The 16,717-nt window shown below is 42.7% G+C and carries 18 protein-coding genes; 5 read left to right on the top strand and 13 right to left on the bottom strand.

Going from position 1 to position 16,717, the window contains the following annotated elements; translation table 11 throughout:
- Positions 1–9 precede the first annotated feature (9 nt).
- The gene (locus ACFVAD_RS17710; protein ID WP_386643010.1) at positions 10–321 is read right to left on the bottom strand and encodes a thioredoxin family protein; all 312 of its coding nucleotides are present in this window, start codon (positions 319–321) and stop codon (positions 10–12) included.
- Positions 322–326: 5 nt separating this feature from the next.
- Complete coding sequence (locus ACFVAD_RS17715) at positions 327–1,340, bottom strand: PTS sugar transporter subunit IIC (protein ID WP_386643013.1); 1,014 nt, start codon at positions 1,338–1,340, stop codon at positions 327–329.
- Between the two features lie 212 nt (positions 1,341–1,552).
- Here ACFVAD_RS17715 and ACFVAD_RS17720 point away from each other — a divergent pair, with 212 nt between their 5' ends.
- The gene (locus ACFVAD_RS17720; protein WP_386643016.1) at positions 1,553–3,697 is read left to right on the top strand and encodes a methyl-accepting chemotaxis protein; all 2,145 of its coding nucleotides are present in this window, start codon (positions 1,553–1,555) and stop codon (positions 3,695–3,697) included.
- 110 nt (positions 3,698–3,807) lie between these two features.
- Here the strand turns inward: ACFVAD_RS17720 and ACFVAD_RS17725 are convergent, their stop codons facing one another.
- Entirely contained in the window at positions 3,808–4,338 is a 531-nt protein-coding gene (locus ACFVAD_RS17725) for a hypothetical protein (RefSeq protein WP_386643019.1), read from the bottom strand.
- A 167-nt stretch (positions 4,339–4,505) separates the two neighbouring features.
- Here ACFVAD_RS17725 and ACFVAD_RS17730 point away from each other — a divergent pair, with 167 nt between their 5' ends.
- Positions 4,506–4,946: a YtoQ family protein gene (locus ACFVAD_RS17730; RefSeq protein ID WP_386643022.1), complete on the top strand. Its 441-nt coding sequence runs from the start codon at positions 4,506–4,508 to the stop codon at positions 4,944–4,946.
- A 56-nt stretch (positions 4,947–5,002) separates the two neighbouring features.
- Here the strand turns inward: ACFVAD_RS17730 and ACFVAD_RS17735 are convergent, their stop codons facing one another.
- Entirely contained in the window at positions 5,003–5,530 is a 528-nt protein-coding gene (locus ACFVAD_RS17735) for a DUF84 family protein (protein ID WP_386643142.1), read from the bottom strand.
- Between the two features lie 69 nt (positions 5,531–5,599).
- Positions 5,600–6,670 (bottom strand): M42 family metallopeptidase, encoded by a 1,071-nt coding sequence (locus ACFVAD_RS17740; RefSeq protein ID WP_386643025.1) that lies wholly within the window; start codon positions 6,668–6,670, stop codon positions 5,600–5,602.
- Positions 6,671–6,925: 255 nt separating this feature from the next.
- On the opposite strand from ACFVAD_RS17740, the gene ACFVAD_RS17745 reads away from it, so the two are divergent.
- Complete coding sequence (locus ACFVAD_RS17745; protein WP_386643028.1) at positions 6,926–7,237, top strand: PepSY domain-containing protein; 312 nt, start codon at positions 6,926–6,928, stop codon at positions 7,235–7,237.
- A 51-nt stretch (positions 7,238–7,288) separates the two neighbouring features.
- On the opposite strand, the gene ACFVAD_RS17750 is transcribed toward ACFVAD_RS17745, so the two are convergent.
- Together ACFVAD_RS17750 and trmB are read right to left on the bottom strand one after the other, a co-directional pair.
- Positions 7,289–8,137 carry a YtnP family quorum-quenching lactonase gene (locus ACFVAD_RS17750; protein ID WP_386643031.1) on the bottom strand — a complete coding sequence of 283 codons (849 nt, stop codon included), beginning with the start codon at positions 8,135–8,137 and terminating at the stop codon, positions 7,289–7,291.
- 341 nt (positions 8,138–8,478) lie between these two features.
- The gene (gene trmB, locus ACFVAD_RS17755; RefSeq protein ID WP_386643034.1) at positions 8,479–9,120 is read right to left on the bottom strand and encodes a tRNA (guanosine(46)-N7)-methyltransferase TrmB; all 642 of its coding nucleotides are present in this window, start codon (positions 9,118–9,120) and stop codon (positions 8,479–8,481) included.
- Between the two features lie 151 nt (positions 9,121–9,271).
- Between trmB and ACFVAD_RS17760 the strand changes: the two genes are divergently transcribed.
- Positions 9,272–9,550 (top strand): YtzH-like family protein, encoded by a 279-nt coding sequence (locus ACFVAD_RS17760; RefSeq protein WP_386643037.1) that lies wholly within the window; start codon positions 9,272–9,274, stop codon positions 9,548–9,550.
- On the opposite strand, the gene ACFVAD_RS17765 is transcribed toward ACFVAD_RS17760, so the two are convergent.
- The 6 genes from ACFVAD_RS17765 to thpR form a co-directional block, all read right to left on the bottom strand.
- Positions 9,545–10,330 (bottom strand): phosphotransferase, encoded by a 786-nt coding sequence (locus ACFVAD_RS17765; RefSeq protein WP_386643040.1) that lies wholly within the window; start codon positions 10,328–10,330, stop codon positions 9,545–9,547. The genes ACFVAD_RS17760 and ACFVAD_RS17765 overlap by 6 nt on opposite strands.
- Before the next feature lie 237 nt (positions 10,331–10,567).
- Positions 10,568–12,715 carry a type I pullulanase gene (gene pulA / locus ACFVAD_RS17770; protein ID WP_386643043.1) on the bottom strand — a complete coding sequence of 716 codons (2,148 nt, stop codon included), beginning with the start codon at positions 12,713–12,715 and terminating at the stop codon, positions 10,568–10,570.
- Between the two features lie 44 nt (positions 12,716–12,759).
- Positions 12,760–13,695 carry a nuclease-related domain-containing protein gene (locus ACFVAD_RS17775; protein ID WP_386643045.1) on the bottom strand — a complete coding sequence of 312 codons (936 nt, stop codon included), beginning with the start codon at positions 13,693–13,695 and terminating at the stop codon, positions 12,760–12,762.
- A 22-nt stretch (positions 13,696–13,717) separates the two neighbouring features.
- Complete coding sequence (locus tag ACFVAD_RS17780) at positions 13,718–14,395, bottom strand: LrgB family protein (RefSeq protein ID WP_386643145.1); 678 nt, start codon at positions 14,393–14,395, stop codon at positions 13,718–13,720.
- A 10-nt stretch (positions 14,396–14,405) separates the two neighbouring features.
- On the bottom strand, positions 14,406–14,783 hold the full coding sequence (locus ACFVAD_RS17785) for a CidA/LrgA family protein (RefSeq protein WP_386643048.1): 378 nt from the start codon (positions 14,781–14,783) through the stop codon (positions 14,406–14,408).
- Between the two features lie 9 nt (positions 14,784–14,792).
- On the bottom strand, positions 14,793–15,353 hold the full coding sequence (gene thpR, locus ACFVAD_RS17790) for an RNA 2',3'-cyclic phosphodiesterase (protein WP_386643051.1): 561 nt from the start codon (positions 15,351–15,353) through the stop codon (positions 14,793–14,795).
- A 182-nt stretch (positions 15,354–15,535) separates the two neighbouring features.
- Between thpR and cysK the strand changes: the two genes are divergently transcribed.
- Positions 15,536–16,468 carry a cysteine synthase A gene (gene cysK / locus ACFVAD_RS17795; RefSeq protein ID WP_386643053.1) on the top strand — a complete coding sequence of 311 codons (933 nt, stop codon included), beginning with the start codon at positions 15,536–15,538 and terminating at the stop codon, positions 16,466–16,468.
- The last annotated feature ends 249 nt before the right edge of the window (positions 16,469–16,717 follow it).

A 16,717-nucleotide genomic window follows, 5' to 3' on the forward strand; every position in this document is an offset into this window, starting at 1 on the left:
CCTTTTTACTTATAATGAAGTGATAAATTGTTCAATCTCTTCTTGAGTTTTTCGATCCTTGCTGACAAAGCGCCCAGCTTCCTGGCCATTTTTGAAGGCAACAAAGCTTGGAATTCCAAAAACACTCAATTCGGCACATAAATCGATGTACTCATCCCGGTCCACATAGATGAATGTATACTCATTAAACTTTTCCATAATTTCAGGCAATACCGGTTCAATTACTCTGCAGTCCGGACACCAGTCTGCTGAAAACATGAAAACCACATTTCGGCTTTCCTTTAATTCATTAAATTGCTCCAAAGATTGTAATTTCTCCATTTTCATTACCCTCCAATGTTAATTTTCATATCGCCGTCTTTGATATAGGATTTTTTTCTCATCCATTCGGATAATGTTAAACTTACCACAGCTGGGCCAATAATGTGAAGCAGCAAGACTTTGAGCAGGACGGAAACGGAGAAGCCCATGGAAGCAAATGTCATGATCTGCCCGACAAATCCACTCGTGCCCATGCCTGCCCCCTCTTTCACGTTGGTCATGTTAAAAATGGTTGTTCCGATCGGAGCGAATACAACCCCGGCGATAGTCGGAGGAATGATGATCCAGGGATTCCTGATAATGTTCGGGACCTGAAGCATGGAGGTTCCGATTCCGATCGCCAAAAGACCTGAAACTTTATTTTCCCTGTAACTGCTGACTGCAAATCCGACCATCTGGGCGGCACATCCAATGGTTGCCGCACCTGCTGCGATTCCCTCAAGTCCAAGCATGAATGCAATTGCCGCACTGGAAATGGGTGCCGTCAAAGCCCAGCCCATCAAAACGGCTACCAGTACTCCCATGATGATGGGCTGTTGTTCTGTTGCCCACATGATGACAGATCCAAGACTGGTCATTCCATAATTGATCGGCGGCCCGATAAAGGTTGCTACAAAAAAGCCTACAAGAATCGTAACAAACGGGGTGACGAGAATGTCCACCTTCGTTTCCTTTGAAACCACTTTCCCTATTTCAGTTGCAAAAAGTGCTGCAATAAAACTTCCTGCCGGCCCCCCAAGCTGTGCTCCAGCCGCACCTGCAATGACGGTTGCAAATAAAACCAATGGTGGTGCCTTCAACCCATAGGCAACTGCCGCTCCAATTGCCGGACCCATCAATCCCATTGCGAGGACACCCATTTCTGTAAACCATGTCCATCCAAGCTGGTCCCCGACCGTTTTTATTATAAGACCGATAATCAGAGAGGAAAACAACCCGAGTGCCATATAGCTCAACCCGTCAATCAAATATACCTTCGGTGACAATGTCACACCCTTCTTATGTAAAAAGGACTTCATTCAACCACCTCTTTTCTCCTAGATATTCATTCCCTCAAACTAATAATAGCCAAATTTAGTTTCAGCGCAATAGATAATTTTATTCTTATTTTCTTAATCTTTCAAAACCTTATTGTGAAATTTGTTGAATTATGTCTATAATTACTTTAAAATATCTGATTTTTATCAAAACATATAAAATTCGAAAAGATATAAGAATTTAGGGGGGTACCATGAAAACAATCAGAGGAAGAGTCAGGTTTATTTTACTAACAGCGATTTTGGGACTTATTGTAGTTTTACTTTTCAACTTCTTATTCTACTTCACTCAGTCTAATGCCAAGGAACAAGAAACTGCCCTTTTTGAAGCGGTGAACGGGAGTAAGGACATCAAATATTCATTTGCCGATACACGCAAAAATGAGCAGGAGTTCCTGCGAGTACCTAGTACGGAAACTGCGGAGAAGATAAAAGAGAATCTCGCCGGAATTGCAGCTGAATCCGAAAAGCTGCAAAAACAGTTTGCAGAATATGATGATCTTGTAGCCTTGTTTTCGAAAATCCAGGCTTCGTCCTCGAACTATTTAAATGAATTCCAACCGTTGGAAGAAGCCTACACTGAAATCGGATTTACAGAATCAACCGGACTCCAGGGACAAATGGGGAACATGGTCCGGAACCTGACCATCAATATCCAAGGGACAAACCAGGCGGAACTTGAAGAGGTTCTACTGGATCTACGGCTCTATGAACAGCAATACCTGGCGTCCAAACAGGAGATCCGCTACCGGGATTTCAAGGAAACAGCAGAAACCTTCCGTACTACCCTTGCGGGGACAGATCTTACCGATTCTCAAAAAAACGATATTATCAACCTTTTCAATCCATATACGGAAACAATGAATACCCTATATGAAAACTATACCATGTCCGTTACGTATATTCGGAACTTCGAAGAGATCAGCAATGAAGTGGAGTCAAGTGTCAACGAGGTGGAGTCCAATGTCTCCTCTCTCCAAACGAAGCTCCAAAAGGAATTGAATTCCAATCTTCAAACAATCATGCTTTTAACTCTTATTATCAGTGTTCTACTGCTTCTATTCCTTAGCACTACCGGCTATTTCCTGAACCGTAAAATAGCAGGTTCGATACGCTCCCTGAAAGATGGTGCATCGAAGATCGGGGAAGGGAATTTTGCGTATCGTGTTCCAATCACTACAAAAGATGAGATGGCCGACCTGGCTCAGACTTTCAATGCAATGGCTGAGAGAATGCAAGTTTCCTTGTTAAAGGTAATGGAAGCAACGGACAAGCTTCATTCCTCTTCTCAGAATTTAGCAGCTATCTCAGAGGAAACTACTGCACAATCAACAGAGGTGAACGAAGCAATCAAACAGGTCGCAATGGGATCGAGCGAGCAAGCAAGGCATTTGGAGGAAAGTACAGAAATTTTACACCATGTCAAAGAAGCCGTTGGAAAAACCGACCGCTTCAGCAAAGAAATCAAAAGGCAGGCTGACAGTGCCAAAGTAGTTGGTGAAGAAGGGTTGACAGTCGTACAAGACCTTCACCAGTCATCCGAGCAATTCCTATCCCTTGCCAATCATCTGACAGAGCGTGTGCAGCAGGCCACCAAACAATCACAACAGATTCATACGATCGTGGCAACCATACAGGAAATAGCCGAGAACACCGACCTTCTTGCTCTTAATGCAGCCATTGAATCAGCCAGAGCCGGTGAAGCCGGTAGAGGCTTTGCAGTAGTGGCCCAGGAAGTACGCAAGCTTGCTGAACGATCCAAGCATGAAGCACTATCCATCAAAAAGCTGGTAGCGGAAATGGGCAGCCAGATGAGCAAATTATCCAATGATGCTCTCCAATTCAATGAATACAGGGAGCTCCAGCAGCAATCCGTCACTCAGACAAAGTCATCGTTCGAGAAAATTGCGCATAATGTCCTGGAAATCAACCATAAAGTGAATGATGTCCAACAAGCTATCGCACAGGTTACCCACTCGAACGTGATGCTTGAAGAAAAACTATCAGAGGTGCATTACATTTCAGAGGAAGCGGCAGCGGCCTCCGAGCAAGTAAGTGCATCAAGTGAACATCAGATCTTAGCCATTGAGCAAGTGAATGAGGCGGCACTTTCCCTATCTGATATAGCTACTGAGCTTCAAGAAGAAGTGAGTCAATTTGTTGTGGTGGATGAAGTAGGTGAAGACGAAGCTGCACAATCCGCATACCTGGATTCTGTTGAAGACTATGAAGACGAAAATCTGGAATCGGTGCAGTTCGAAGGGTTAAATGAAGAACAAAAAGCGTATAATGAGGCGGCAATTGGTCTCGAAGAAGAAGAACACCATTCCAAGAAGTGATATATTTTTAAAGCAGTTGTCCTTAGGGCAGCTGCTTTACTTATTTGCTCCCAAAGAATTCCCCCATAAAAAAAGCCAACCATCGAATGGTTAGCTGTAATATATTATAATTAGCTCTCTTCTCCTTGCACTTCCACAGATGATACAATCTCCATCATCGTATCCGCACTCTTTTCCATATTATCAGGGTCGGTCACAGTCGTCATTTTGACTCCGCCTACTCCAACCGTAATCTCATAGAACTCTTCTTTTTCATCGTCCAATCTATCAATTATCACATAACCAAATTCTCCATTTTTGGTAAACGTCTCAGCCACTTCAGGGCTATCATAACCTTCAAGAGTAGATTCATAAATAACTTTTGAATCATCCGGCTCAAAAGGATTGATAAAAAGTATATAGGTCTGTTCTTTATGTGTCAGGACTATATTGTTGGTAGCGGCACTATCCACTTCATACTCAGGAGGCAGATAATAGCTGAATTGATCGCTATCCTCGTTTGCTTCTTTTTTCTCTTCGTTCAAAGATTCTTCAACCGCTTTCATCGTTTCCTTTGATGCATCCTCGAATGTTATGGAACATCCGCTTAATACTAGAATCGAAAAAATAAAAATAGAAATAAATGCTCTTCCCAAATACAACTCTTCCACTCCCTTAGTACATTTAGACTAGAAAATACCACTTCATCTATCATACCTATAATTGTTTTGTGTTGACAAGGATATTTTCGAATTATCACTTTATTCCTCTATTTATGATAGACTAAAAAGCAGGAAAACTACAAGAGGTACTATTTGGAGGGATAAGGATGAAACTGACAGTTTATCTAGCAGGAGAAATTCACACACCTTGGCGCGAGGAGATTATGGATAAGGTCCGCGCACTGGACCTTCCCATCGACTTTGTCGGCCCGATGACAGACCATGCTAAATCGGATAATATCGGTGAAATCGTTCTTGGAGCTCAAGTGAATGCAATAGCTAAAGATGAAGCTGCATCCCAGATCAACAACCTTAGAACACAGCTTCTCATGAAAAAATCTGATATGGTGATCGCTTTATTCGGCGAAAAGTATAAGCAGTGGAATACGGCGATGGACGCAAGCGCTGCACTTTCCATGCAAAAGCCACTAATTCTTATCAGACCGGAAGCCTTGCACCACCCATTAAAAGAGCTCTCCAATAGAGCGAATGTAACAGTAGAAACAGTGAATCAGGCATTGAAGGTTCTGGCTTATATTTTTGAATAACAAATAAAAAACCTATCTCATAAGAGAGCATAACCTATAAAGGGAGTATCGCTCTCTTAATTTTTTTTATTCATGTTGTACTGCCATTGACCAATCAGGATCAGACATACATGCTTGAACATTTCAATCCGGGAGACCGCACCGTTCGTAAATATCCCGAGTGCCCCTTCATGCTTCCGAATTCCATCTCTGTTGCAATATTGTTCCATCAGGTCTCCCAGCTCCACACCCTGTTCAATGTGGACCCTAAAATAATCGGGAAGCGGAATTCTTGCCCCGCCGGCAATAAACTCTCTTCCTGCACGATCCACCAATGCCCCCCAATTGCAGACCATCACCTTGGAGCCTTCATCCAATACAACTCCCCCTTCGAGTCCAATGGCTATGTCCGCTCCACTTTCATCCAGTGTACTTCTGGCACGCTGGATAGCCCCCTTCACCGTTTCCTCATCCGATAAAGGCTGTGCACTTACGCCGGAATCCACCTCGTGGCTACTCCATGTGTATAAGATATCAAGTTGATCCAAGGCCTCGAGAACCGCTTTATACTTGGCAGGATTATTGGAGCCAATTGCTACTTTTATCATAATAGTCCCTTCCCTTGTGTTTTTTCCCAGAATAAAACGGTGGAGTTTCCCCACCGTCTATTGTGATTATCTATTTCGGATGCTATCGACTGTTGCTTGATCCGTTGATTTTACCAGCTTTACAATCAGTTCACGTGCTGCTGCATAGTCATCTACATGTACAATTGATGCATGTGTATGAATATAGCGTGAGCAGATTCCCACTACCGCAGACGGAACACCTTCATTGGAAGTATGTACTCTGCCGGCATCAGTGCCGCCTTGTGAAATAAAGTATTGATATGGAATATCGTTACTTTCCGCTGTATCAAGGACAAAGTCCCTCATTCCCGTGTGGGTGATCATAGAGCGGTCATATATACGCAACAATGCCCCTTTACCAAGATGGCCAAATTCTTTTTTATCTCCTGTCATATCGTTTGCCGGGGACGCATCCAAGGCAAAGAAAATATCCGGCTTGATCATATTGGCAGCCGTCTGGGCACCTCGCAGGCCGACTTCCTCTTGAACAGTTGCACCTGAATATAGGATATTAGGAAGCGTTTCTCCCTGGAGATCTTTAAGCAGCTCGATGGAAAGACCGCATCCATAGCGGTTGTCCCAAGATTTCGCCAGGATTTTCTTTTCATTTGCCATTGGAGTAAATGGGCAGATCGGGACAATTTGCTGACCAGGCTTGATACCAATCTTCAAAGCATCCTCCTTGTCATCAGCACCGATATCAATCAGCATGTTCTTAATTTCCATCGGCTTGCTGCGTTTTGCTTCATCCAGCAAATGCGGAGGAATGGAACCAACCACTCCAACAACCGGTCCATTATCTGTCATTACCTGAACTCTTTGAGCCAATAATACCTGACTCCACCAGCCACCAAGCGTCTGAAAGCGAAGCATTCCATTCTCTGTGATACTTGTAACCATAAATCCTACTTCATCCATATGTCCAGCCACCATGACAGTCGGACCCGTTTCAACTCCACGTTTAACCCCGAAGATCCCGCCAAGTCGGTCTTGTACCACTTCATCCGAATATTTCTCCAGTTCGCTGCGCATAAAGCGTCTTACATCATGCTCAAATCCTGGTGCCCCTTGTAATTCCGTCAATGTTTTAAAAAGCGATAAAGTTTCTTGATTCACAGTTTTCATCCCCCAAAATTATTAGTTGACCTGATTATGTAAAATAGTTAGGCTATTTCGTTTAGGTTATCGAAATATTTTTATTATTATTGTATCGAACTTTCTGGATACTTTCCAGCTTTAGCATGACATTTATTTGAATAACGAGTTATACTATAACTAATGGCAGTCAGTGACAAAAATCCAATGTACTTACCTACAATTGAAAAGGCTTACCTTTTATAGCAGTTTGAGAAGAGAGAGGATGGGACGTCAATGAAATGGAAAACGTTATTACTTGGTGCAGGCATAGGAATCGCCGCTGCATACTTCTTTACAGAAGCCTCCAAGCAACAGGCGATCAAACCAGAGAAAGCATTAAAAATTGCAAAAGATGCATTCAAGAAGAAAGGTCCTGTTGACGGTTCATGGATACAGATGGTTCCTGAAACCGTAATTAAACATGATATTTCCTATAGCGTATACCGCGGTGGAATCTCAAGAAGAATTGACAAGGTTCTAGAGCAATATGAATTTATTGTGGATAAGAGCACAGGAGTTTTGCTGGATGTTAATCAAATAAAATAATCTTTATACATGTGCCTGTCCAGGGAGAACTCCGGCCAGGCACCTTTTCTTTTACCTCTCTCTTTCCACCTTGTCCACAACCGCAAAATCATTATCCCACTTAATCGCCCGGTAGATGGCATCATGATAGAAAGTGAACCATGCATTGCGGGCAATACCCTCTTTGATCCACTTTTCCTTTGCATAGATCGATGTCATCGGATAGTCGTCGTAGGCAAGTACCCAAAGGGATGGTGAATGGGCATGTGTTGGCATCAGATCTGCCATATGAAGTAGAATCTCATCCCCTTGAATCAATTCGACGATGGAATGCCCATCACTATGACCGCCTGTATGTACCATCTTAATTCCTTGTTCTAGAGTTACTTCCTTTTCGAAAGGACGGATCTGTCCCTCGATCCCTTTCCAATTCATTTCCCAATACGTATTCCTTGAACGTATATTAGGATTCTTCATTTCCTCCCACTCTATGCTTGATACATGGATACTTGCATTTGGAAACACAGAGACATAGTCCTCTTTCTCGCCATCCCATCTGTTCAACCCGCAGACATGATCGAAATGAAGATGTGTCATGAGAACCATATTGATATCTTCGGGTGTCAGTCCGAGAGTTTCCAGATTTTTTTCAATGGCTGACTCCTCGAGAACCCCAAAATTTCTCTTCTGCTTATCAGAAAGCTTGCCATTCCCGATTCCAGCATCAATCAGAATGTTTTTATCACTCGTCTGCAATAGTATCGGATCTGTCCTAAGTTCTATCTGATTCTGTTCATTAACAGGGTACTTCCTGGACCAAAGCGCTTTGGGTACCACTCCGAACATTGCCCCTCCATCAAGATGTGTGACTCCCCCATTAAGCCAGGTCAGCTTCCATTTTCCGAAAGTTAATGTTTCCATTTATATCTCTCCCCTCGATTTACTTGTCCTTATTTTATCAAAAGAATGGCGAAAGCGCCTTCAAATTGACGAGCAATATAGAAATTACGGGTTTCCCACTTAATACAGTGGACAATAGAATTTTCTTTGGATATTTCAGATATCAACGAAAATTTTCATTTATCAATGAATCGGATCAAGATATCAATGGAAAATTCCATATTTCAACGAGTTTTTTATTTTATCAATGAAAACAGGAACGATATCGATAAACCGCATCATTCGACATAACCCCACACTCCCTTGTTGAATAACAAAAAGGCCGCTCCCTTGGTAAACACCAAAAAGATCGGCCAGAGCAGTTAGTCCATATATTTTACTTCACAACGATAAATAGGTTGTCCTAAGCTCGAGAACTTCTCTTCATATTCCGTCATGATATTCCCCTCGAAGTCGCTGTTATGCAAGTCCAGGCTCACATATTTCAGAAGCAGTCCGTAGGAAGAGAAACTCATGAGGGAGTATTCGAACAATCCTCTATTATCCGTTTTAAAATGAATTTCACCTTGTTCCACCAATACTGTTTTATATAAATCCAAGAAGTCCTTATAGGTCAATCTTCTCTTTTCGTGACGACCTTTTGGCCATGGATCGGAAAAGTTGAGGTAAACCTGGTTCACTTCCCCTTTTTCGAAAATCCCGGTCAGTTCCTTAGCATCCACATTCAAAAGCTTTACATTCGGAATGTCTGCCTCCACCGCGCGTTCCAATGCTTTTACAATGACACTTTCGAATAATTCAATGCCTACATAATTGATTTCGGGATTGGCTTTGGCCATTTCCGTAATAAACGTACCTTTTCCTGTTCCAACTTCAATATGGATCGGATTGGAGTTGCCAAACAGCACGGCCCATTTCCCTTTATGCTCTTCAGGATTTGGAATGCAGTAATATGCATTTTCTGCAATATAATCTTTTGCCCATGGTTTATTTCTGAATCTCATTTTTTGTCACCTCATATACTGGATATATTTTCTAATTCATCCCTATTCACAGAAAAAAACCGATCCGGAGACCGATTCTTTTTTTGAGTATAAGAATGATTTTATGACGAAAGCTAAACTTATCATTTATTTATCAAAAGGAGTGCATGTTATGCCGTTAAATTATCATGATCAAATACACTTGTTAAAGGATATTTTGGCGGATCATCAGATTGATTGCTGCGGTTCTGTTGCTGAATATGAACAGCTCGAACGCGTAATCAAATCCTTAATGGTCAATTCCGAGATTGATCAAAATGTGAAAAATGTTCTTCAGGATATTTATACCTACAGCCAGGCTGGAATCAATTCAAGCAATGTCAACGAGCATGTTCAGTCCCATCAAGGACAGTTCACCAACTGGATTGACAGCATCGACCAATACTCATAGTTCAACAGGCAATAATCGTTCCAGATAGTTCAACCAGTTCATTTTTTCTTTTTCAATGTTTTTCTGATGGTACCATTGAACGGAAAGAATCGTCTGGGCGATCACATACCAATGCATGCGATGACGCAGATCATCTGTAAGCTCAATTCCATAGGTGGAGAGCCAATCCTCCCAATCCTGTTCAGGGATGTACCAGTATAGCAGCATGCAAAGATCGATGGCCGGGTCTGCTATGACCGCTCCATCCCAATCAATGAGGAAGAGCTCATTGCTGTGCGACAACAGCCAGTTGTTGTGGTTCAAGTCACAATGACAGACCACTTTATCTTTATATTTTACATTAGGCATCTCTTGCAGCAAGAAGTCCAATGATTTTTGAATCACTTCCAATGACAATAAATCCAACGCCATACCATTTTTAATATCGTCAAAAATGGTACTTGGCTCTACCGGTTCTTTCCCCAGTCGAGTGAGCATATCAAGGAGTTCTTTAGAGTGGTGTATTTTGTGAAGAAGTTGTGCCACTGTTTCTTTGTTCATATCACTCGGCTTCAATTCTCTTGCGCTGATCCAATGCTGGGCAGTAATGACATCCCCATTTTCCAACCGCTTTGTCCAAACTAATTTAGGAACAATTCCCTCTGCAGAAAGAACAGCCAAGAATGGCGATGAATTCCTTTTCAAGAAGAGCTTCTTCCCATCATTTTGAGCAAAATATGCATCTCCGGTTAAACCGCCGGCAGGACTGATTTTCCACTCATCACCTAATAAATGTTCCAACCATTTCACCTTCAATTTCAACACAACTTTTCCTCAAAAATTAGACAGCCGAGCACCTGGGCGCTTAGCTGATCATTCTTATTTCATGTTATCTTCTATCTATATGAATATCTCTGACTTCAGCCGTGTTTGTTGATAATTAATAAAAAGCAAAAAAACAGCTATTGGATAATTCACAATAGCTATCTAATAAATTTTATCGTTATTTCCCAATTAAATCAAGTACTTCCGGAACAATTAATATTGTGCCAAAACAATTGTACTGATGGGATCAACCATTATTTCCTTTCGGACAATCGGTGGTGCATCAAGGTTCACCTGCAGGTCCTTTACGAGAACTTCCCAATCGGAATCATCCGGCAGCTCTATTTTTTCCTGCTGCGGCGCGTTATGGAACACGACAAGCAAATTATTCCATTTACCATATGCTTTCACGTCCTGCAGCCTATACATCAGCAAATGCCCGTTATCTAGCGGAAATGTCAGATGCTTGTGTATTTCTGTGCTGGTGGCAAAGCGGAGCGCTCCGTGGCTTTTCCTTAGTTCAATGAGGCCTTGAACGTATGTCACCTCTTTGGAGAATTGATGCTTCCTCTCCCAATCTATCCAGTTTACAGTATCCGGTGATTTATAGCTGTTCTCTTCTCCCTGCTTCGTACGAAAGAACTCCTGGCCTGCATGCAGGAACGGGATGCCTTGCGAGAGCAGGATAATGGACGTTGCGAGCACCTGTCTCCGCTTTCGAACCTCTTCACTTTCATGACTATTGCATATTTCCATCTTATCCCACATGGTGTGATTGTCATGGGATTCCACATAATTGACCGACTGGGTGGGTTCGAAAAATAACCCTCTAAAATGGGGATCCAATCCCACACTCCCAGAAAGCGTTTGCTTGAGGCTTTGAATTTTATGGGTATTCCCCAGTGAAAAGCCCCTATCGAACAGATTAAAGGTACTGCCTTTGATGGAGTCCCGGACCATATCATTAAAAAACGCCAGTCCAGGCATTTTTTTTGCATTCATAATCATTGCCTTCTTTTCTGCTGGTAAAGGGGTGTTGAGCTCCCACCCTTCACCAAGGAGGATGCTGCCTGGTTTATGTGTATCGATCAACTCTTTAATGGCGTTCATTGTGGCAATATCCAGGATTCCCATCAAATCAAACCTGAATCCGTCCACATCATACTCCGTAAGCCAAAATCGGATGGAATCCAAAATGAATTTCTGTACCATTCTGCGTTCCGATGCAATATCATTCCCTACTCCCGTTCCATTAGATGGCATGCCATGATTGTCGTGGCGGAAATAATAACCCGGTACTATCTTCTCAAATGAGGATTCCTCGCGTACATAAACGTGATTGTATACAACATCAATGATCACCCTTAAATCTTTTTGGTGCAGCTTCCCGATAAGGTTCTTCAGTTCCAGTATCCTGGAATAAGGATCTTCAGGATCTAAGGCATAGCTCCCCTCAGGTACATTGAAAAACAATGGGTTATACCCCCAGTTGTAGCCCTTTTCAGGCTCTTCCTCATCTACACCGCCGTAGTCATTTACGGGAAGAAGTTCCACATGGGTTACTCCCAGCTGCTTAATGTAAGGGAGGCCTGTAACCCCAACATCTTCTACAGAAGGTTCCTCCGTAAAAGCTGCATATTTGCCTTTTTGGCGCATACCGCTTTTTGGGTGAGAGGAAAAGTCCCTTACATGTAGTTCATAGATGATGGCATCCGTTGCTTTTAGAAATGGGGGCAGTGCTGTCTTTGGCACATTGATCTTTTCCGGATTGATAATGACTCCCGCTCCACTATTTATTGTGGTGGCAATTGCATATGGATCCACCGCTTCCCTCCATATAAGATTCACACACACAAGATAGGTATATTGGAAGCCCTCCAGATCGCCTTGGACTGTGATGCGCCATATTCCTTTATCTTCGGGAACGAGTGAATAATAAATTGGTTCCTGGCTGTTTGGAGCAAGCAGCTTTATTTTTACCGACGTAGCTGTCGGTGCCCAAACTGTGAAAGTGGTCTCACCAAGGTGATAGGTTGCACCAAGATCATTTTCTCCGTAATAGTAGAGTTCATCAAACGCAGTGGTTCTGATCACCGCACCAATCTGCAAATCTGTTTTTCTGCCATGCTCATCTTTCACCTTATATTTAGCTCCTATAGAAACAGGGGCATCTGCTTTGCATCTATATTTCACCGAATGCCCCAGATTCACTTTTTCCATGATGTGTAATGGGTGCTGCTTCTCTTGCAATAGGAGGGTAAAGAGACTTGATTCTCCATGATGGCGCTCTGTCGGCAGTAGGATGGTAATACAATCTATCTCATCTAAATAGGCTTCAAATTCTCTTTTAATGAATATCACACCATATTCCTCCCTTCGAAACAGCCTTATCTAAAACTATCTCCTCACTTCCATTCAGGACGATCCACATAGGTAGATTGGCAATGGGAAAGCAGGACCCCTGCCGCCTTCAACTGGTTATGTTTAAGCGGGAGTTTATTGGCTCTCATCTTCTCAAACCACGGCTCATAGCTTCTTTTATCAATGACATGTATGTCAGATGGTCCGTCTGTAATATCTATATAACCGTTCTGATGCAATAGCACCTTTGTAATCGGAAAATCGACTTCATGATACGCCAGAATATTCTTTATTATAGACGCCATCCGATTCAAGCTAATCGTTGGATTTACAATTTTTCTTTCCTTTTCCTTATCCCTTATTGCCCAGAAGCGTTCATTATTTCCAAGCACCACACTGTTATTCTCCTCTTCCAAATACGTAATGGCAATTATTTCTGTGGGAGTAATAAGGATGATTTCCAATTCAACAGGTGCCTGCTTTACCAGGAAGATAGGTCTATACATGACCAGATACGTATCCGGGAAACGCTGCAGGAAATATAGAAGCGTCGACTCCCGCTTATAGTTTTTTTGCAGATAGGACATCTCCCGTATGGTGGAACTTGCCCATTTAAGTTGCAAGGGGAGAATTGCATTCAAGAATAGCTGCTTTTTCTCCTCGGGCGTCTTGGCACCAACAAGCTTCGGCAGTTCCCACTCATCAAGCTCTTCCTCAGACTTTACCACCTTGCCGACATGAAGCTCCTCTTCGATTTCGGGCTTCTTTTTCAATGATTGGAAAAGAATGGAAAGTTTATTGTACTTTAACGGCTCCTCCTCTTGAAGGGAGGTCAACTCCGTATCTGCCTGTGAATCTGCCTCCTGCTGCAGGAAGGTATTCCACTGCTGTTTTTTTAATCGCATAAATTGGCTTGGATATCGATAAACATCCACTTCATAACGAGATATATAATCTTGCAGTTTTATTAGCTGAGCCACATGGGTTCACTCTTTTCTATTTCTATAGTAAATACTCTACGGCGACAGGTAACGCGCATGCATATACAATCGCTGATAGAGTCATGCTAATCGAGCTGAAAGCAGCCTCTTCTTTTCCATACTCCATCGCTTTTGCCGTCCCAATTCCATGAGCGGCATTCCCATATCCTACTCCTATTCCTAAAAAATGCTCGATATGAAACATCTTTAGTAAGTAAGGACCAAAAATGGCGCCCATCATCCCGCTTAATACAACAAGTGCTGCAGCAAGACTTGGAATCCCTCCTGTCATGGAAGCGATATCCATCGCAATAGGGGATGTGACCGACTTCGGAAGAAATGTCGCCGCATACGCACGGTCCAAGCCTGCCAATTTGACAAAGGCAAAACCTGAAATAAAACCAGCTGCAATTCCGGAAGCGACACCAGCGAATAATGGAAGCTTGTATTGGTAGATTTTCCCGCGGTTCCGGTACAAGGGATATGCCAAGGCCACCACTGCCGGATTAAGGAGCTCATTAATCCACGTGCCGCCAACCATATAGGTTTCATAGCGGATATTAGTGGTTAAAAGAAGCACGATTAGGAGAACGGTGGTCGTAGCGACGGGTACCAGAAGAGGCCAGCCAAATGAATCGTATATTATTTTCATTCCCATATAGATGAGAACTGTCAGTAGCACAAATGCAATTCCAATCATATAGGTCACCTTATATCCCTCTCTTTTTCCTTTTATCGACCAACTCAACCGTTTTTTGACCCACCAACCCTGAAATGATCATGATAAGGAAGGTACTCAATAATAATGCCACTAACAGCAGCGACCCTTTTCCTGCAAAAACGTCAAAGTAGCGGATGACCCCAACCGTTGCAGGAACAAAGAACAAAGGCATGTATCTCAGCAGCAGATCAGCCCCCTCGTCCAACAGCCTCTCTTTCATTATCCCGCTTAAAAGCAGGAAAAATAAAAGAAGCATCCCGATAATACTTCCTGGCACCGGTATCTCAATGGCCCGCTGAATCATTACCCCTATCCAATACAAGGCATAGAGGCCTACTATTTGCAGTACAATTCTAATTCCCTTCATTTGATTCTCCTACTCCTGTTTCAAAGGAAAAATTCCTATTTTTTCATATTTCGGAAGCATATGTAGGTGCGATTGATATAAAACAATTTCCTTTACTATAAAAGTGTCCCTTCTTGCCAGGTCGCTCAGGCTTGATTCATGTTGGAAAGCAGGCCCCTGCCACTTTCTAGCTAAGGTAATATGTGGATGAAAGGACCGTCGATCCAATTCAAAGCCCATCTTTCTGCACGCCTCATACACTAGATCTCTCAAAGCGTTCAGATCAGCAGATCCCTCAATCCCGTGCCAGAAAATTCTTGGTGACTGGGGGTTTCCGAAGGTCCCTAAGCGATCCAATGTTAAAGAAAAGCCTTTCGTTCCCTGCGCTATATCCTCCATGGAAACCTTTAAGGCAGCTATCTTCTCTTCACTAACCGGTCCCAGGAACGCCAAGGTAATATGTAGATCCTCGGGATGAACCCATCTTGTAAAAGCGAATTCACCTTTAAGCTCTTTTAAGTAAACAGACATTTGATTTTTCCATTCATCAGGCAAAGGGACTGCTATAAAAAAATGATTTTGTAACGTCATTATTCTCACCTTTCCTATTTTATCAAAAAGTTTGAAGTCTGCGGTGGTTAGCGTGGGTGTTTAAAGCAAATGATAATAAAATGTAAAAGTAATCCCGTCCTTATCCATCAATTTAATCAGCTTTTTATGATACAATACGAAGTAGTAAAATGGTTGAGACAGAGAAAGGTTGTGTTCTTACAATGAAAGTTGTTTCCAACATGGCAGATTTGATTGGTTCCACCCCTTTGGTAAAACTGAACCGTATCGTTCCAAAAGGGGCAGCTGCGGTCTATCTTAAATTGGAATTCTTTAACCCAAGCGGCAGTGTAAAAGACAGAGCCGCTTTCAATATGATTATCCAGGCGGAAAAGGATGGACTCATCAAACCCGGCGACACCATCATCGAGCCGACAAGCGGCAATACTGGTATAGGCTTGGCCATGAATGCAGCAGCGCGCGGTTATAAAGCTATTCTTATTATGCCAGATACCATGTCAAAAGAAAGAATTAATCTACTTAAAGCATATGGAGCTGAGGTGGTTTTAACTCCCGGCGATGAAAAAATGCCTGGAGCCATCAATAAAGCGAAGGAGCTTGTAAAAGAGATTCCCAATAGCTTCATGCCGATGCAGTTTGAAAACCATGCCAATTCCGATGCCCACCGCAAATCGACGGCACTAGAAATCATAGATGGCATGAACCAGATCGACAAGCCCCTATCGGCCTTTGTTGCAACTGCCGGAACCGGTGGAACGATTACGGGGACAGGGGAAGAACTGAAAAAGCATTATAAGGATCTAACCGTGCATGTCGTGGAACCTGCAGGATCACCAGTTCTGAGCGGCGGAAAGCCAGGAAAGCATAAACTCGTCGGCACCAGCCCAGGATTCATTCCCGATATTTTAAATCAGGAAGTCTATGATGAGATCTTTAAAATCGAAGATGAGGAAGCATATGAAATTACCCGTCAGCTTGCTGCATTGGAAGGTATCCTCGTTGGTCCTTCATCAGGGGCAGCGTGCTTTTCAGCCATCCAGGTGGCAAAAAGGCTTACCGAGGACGATGTAGTGGTATGCATTGCATGCGATACCGGGGAAAGATATTTATCGACTGATTTGTTTGATTTTGAATGAATCGATGGCATAGGTGAAATTTATGGATGAAGGACTTTTCGCGATATTGGAAAAGTCCTTTTTTAGTTTGTGATGGACTTTTTGGACCGACATCATCGTGAAAAAGTCCTTCATACGCTTTATGATGGACTTTTTGCACCAGCTTCACCATGAGGTCCTTCATACGCTTTATGATGGACTTTTTGCACCAGCTTCACCATGAAAAGGTCCTTCATCGGCTTTATGATGGACTTTTTGCACCAGCTTCTA

Source organism: Sutcliffiella sp. NPDC057660, assembly GCF_042800035.1.
Taxonomy (GTDB): domain Bacteria; phylum Bacillota; class Bacilli; order Bacillales; family Bacillaceae_I; genus Sutcliffiella_A.

Excerpts from the sequence above, each read along its gene's own strand:
- ACFVAD_RS17710 (WP_386643010.1), bottom strand. The coding sequence starts at position 321 with ATGGAGAAATTACAATCTTTGGAGCAATTTAATGAATTAAAGGAAAGC.
- ACFVAD_RS17715 (WP_386643013.1), bottom strand. The coding sequence starts at position 1,340 with ATGAAGTCCTTTTTACATAAGAAGGGTGTGACATTGTCACCGAAGGTA.
- ACFVAD_RS17720 (WP_386643016.1), top strand. The coding sequence starts at position 1,553 with ATGAAAACAATCAGAGGAAGAGTCAGGTTTATTTTACTAACAGCGATT.
- ACFVAD_RS17730 (WP_386643022.1), top strand. The coding sequence starts at position 4,506 with ATGAAACTGACAGTTTATCTAGCAGGAGAAATTCACACACCTTGGCGC.
- ACFVAD_RS17745 (WP_386643028.1), top strand. The coding sequence starts at position 6,926 with ATGAAATGGAAAACGTTATTACTTGGTGCAGGCATAGGAATCGCCGCT.
- ACFVAD_RS17750 (WP_386643031.1), bottom strand. The coding sequence starts at position 8,137 with ATGGAAACATTAACTTTCGGAAAATGGAAGCTGACCTGGCTTAATGGG.
- trmB (WP_386643034.1), bottom strand. The coding sequence starts at position 9,120 with ATGAGATTCAGAAATAAACCATGGGCAAAAGATTATATTGCAGAAAAT.
- ACFVAD_RS17760 (WP_386643037.1), top strand. The coding sequence starts at position 9,272 with ATGCCGTTAAATTATCATGATCAAATACACTTGTTAAAGGATATTTTG.
- ACFVAD_RS17780 (WP_386643145.1), bottom strand. The coding sequence starts at position 14,395 with ATGATTGGAATTGCATTTGTGCTACTGACAGTTCTCATCTATATGGGA.
- ACFVAD_RS17785 (WP_386643048.1), bottom strand. The coding sequence starts at position 14,783 with ATGAAGGGAATTAGAATTGTACTGCAAATAGTAGGCCTCTATGCCTTG.
- thpR (WP_386643051.1), bottom strand. The coding sequence starts at position 15,353 with ATGACGTTACAAAATCATTTTTTTATAGCAGTCCCTTTGCCTGATGAA.
- cysK (WP_386643053.1), top strand. The coding sequence starts at position 15,536 with ATGAAAGTTGTTTCCAACATGGCAGATTTGATTGGTTCCACCCCTTTG.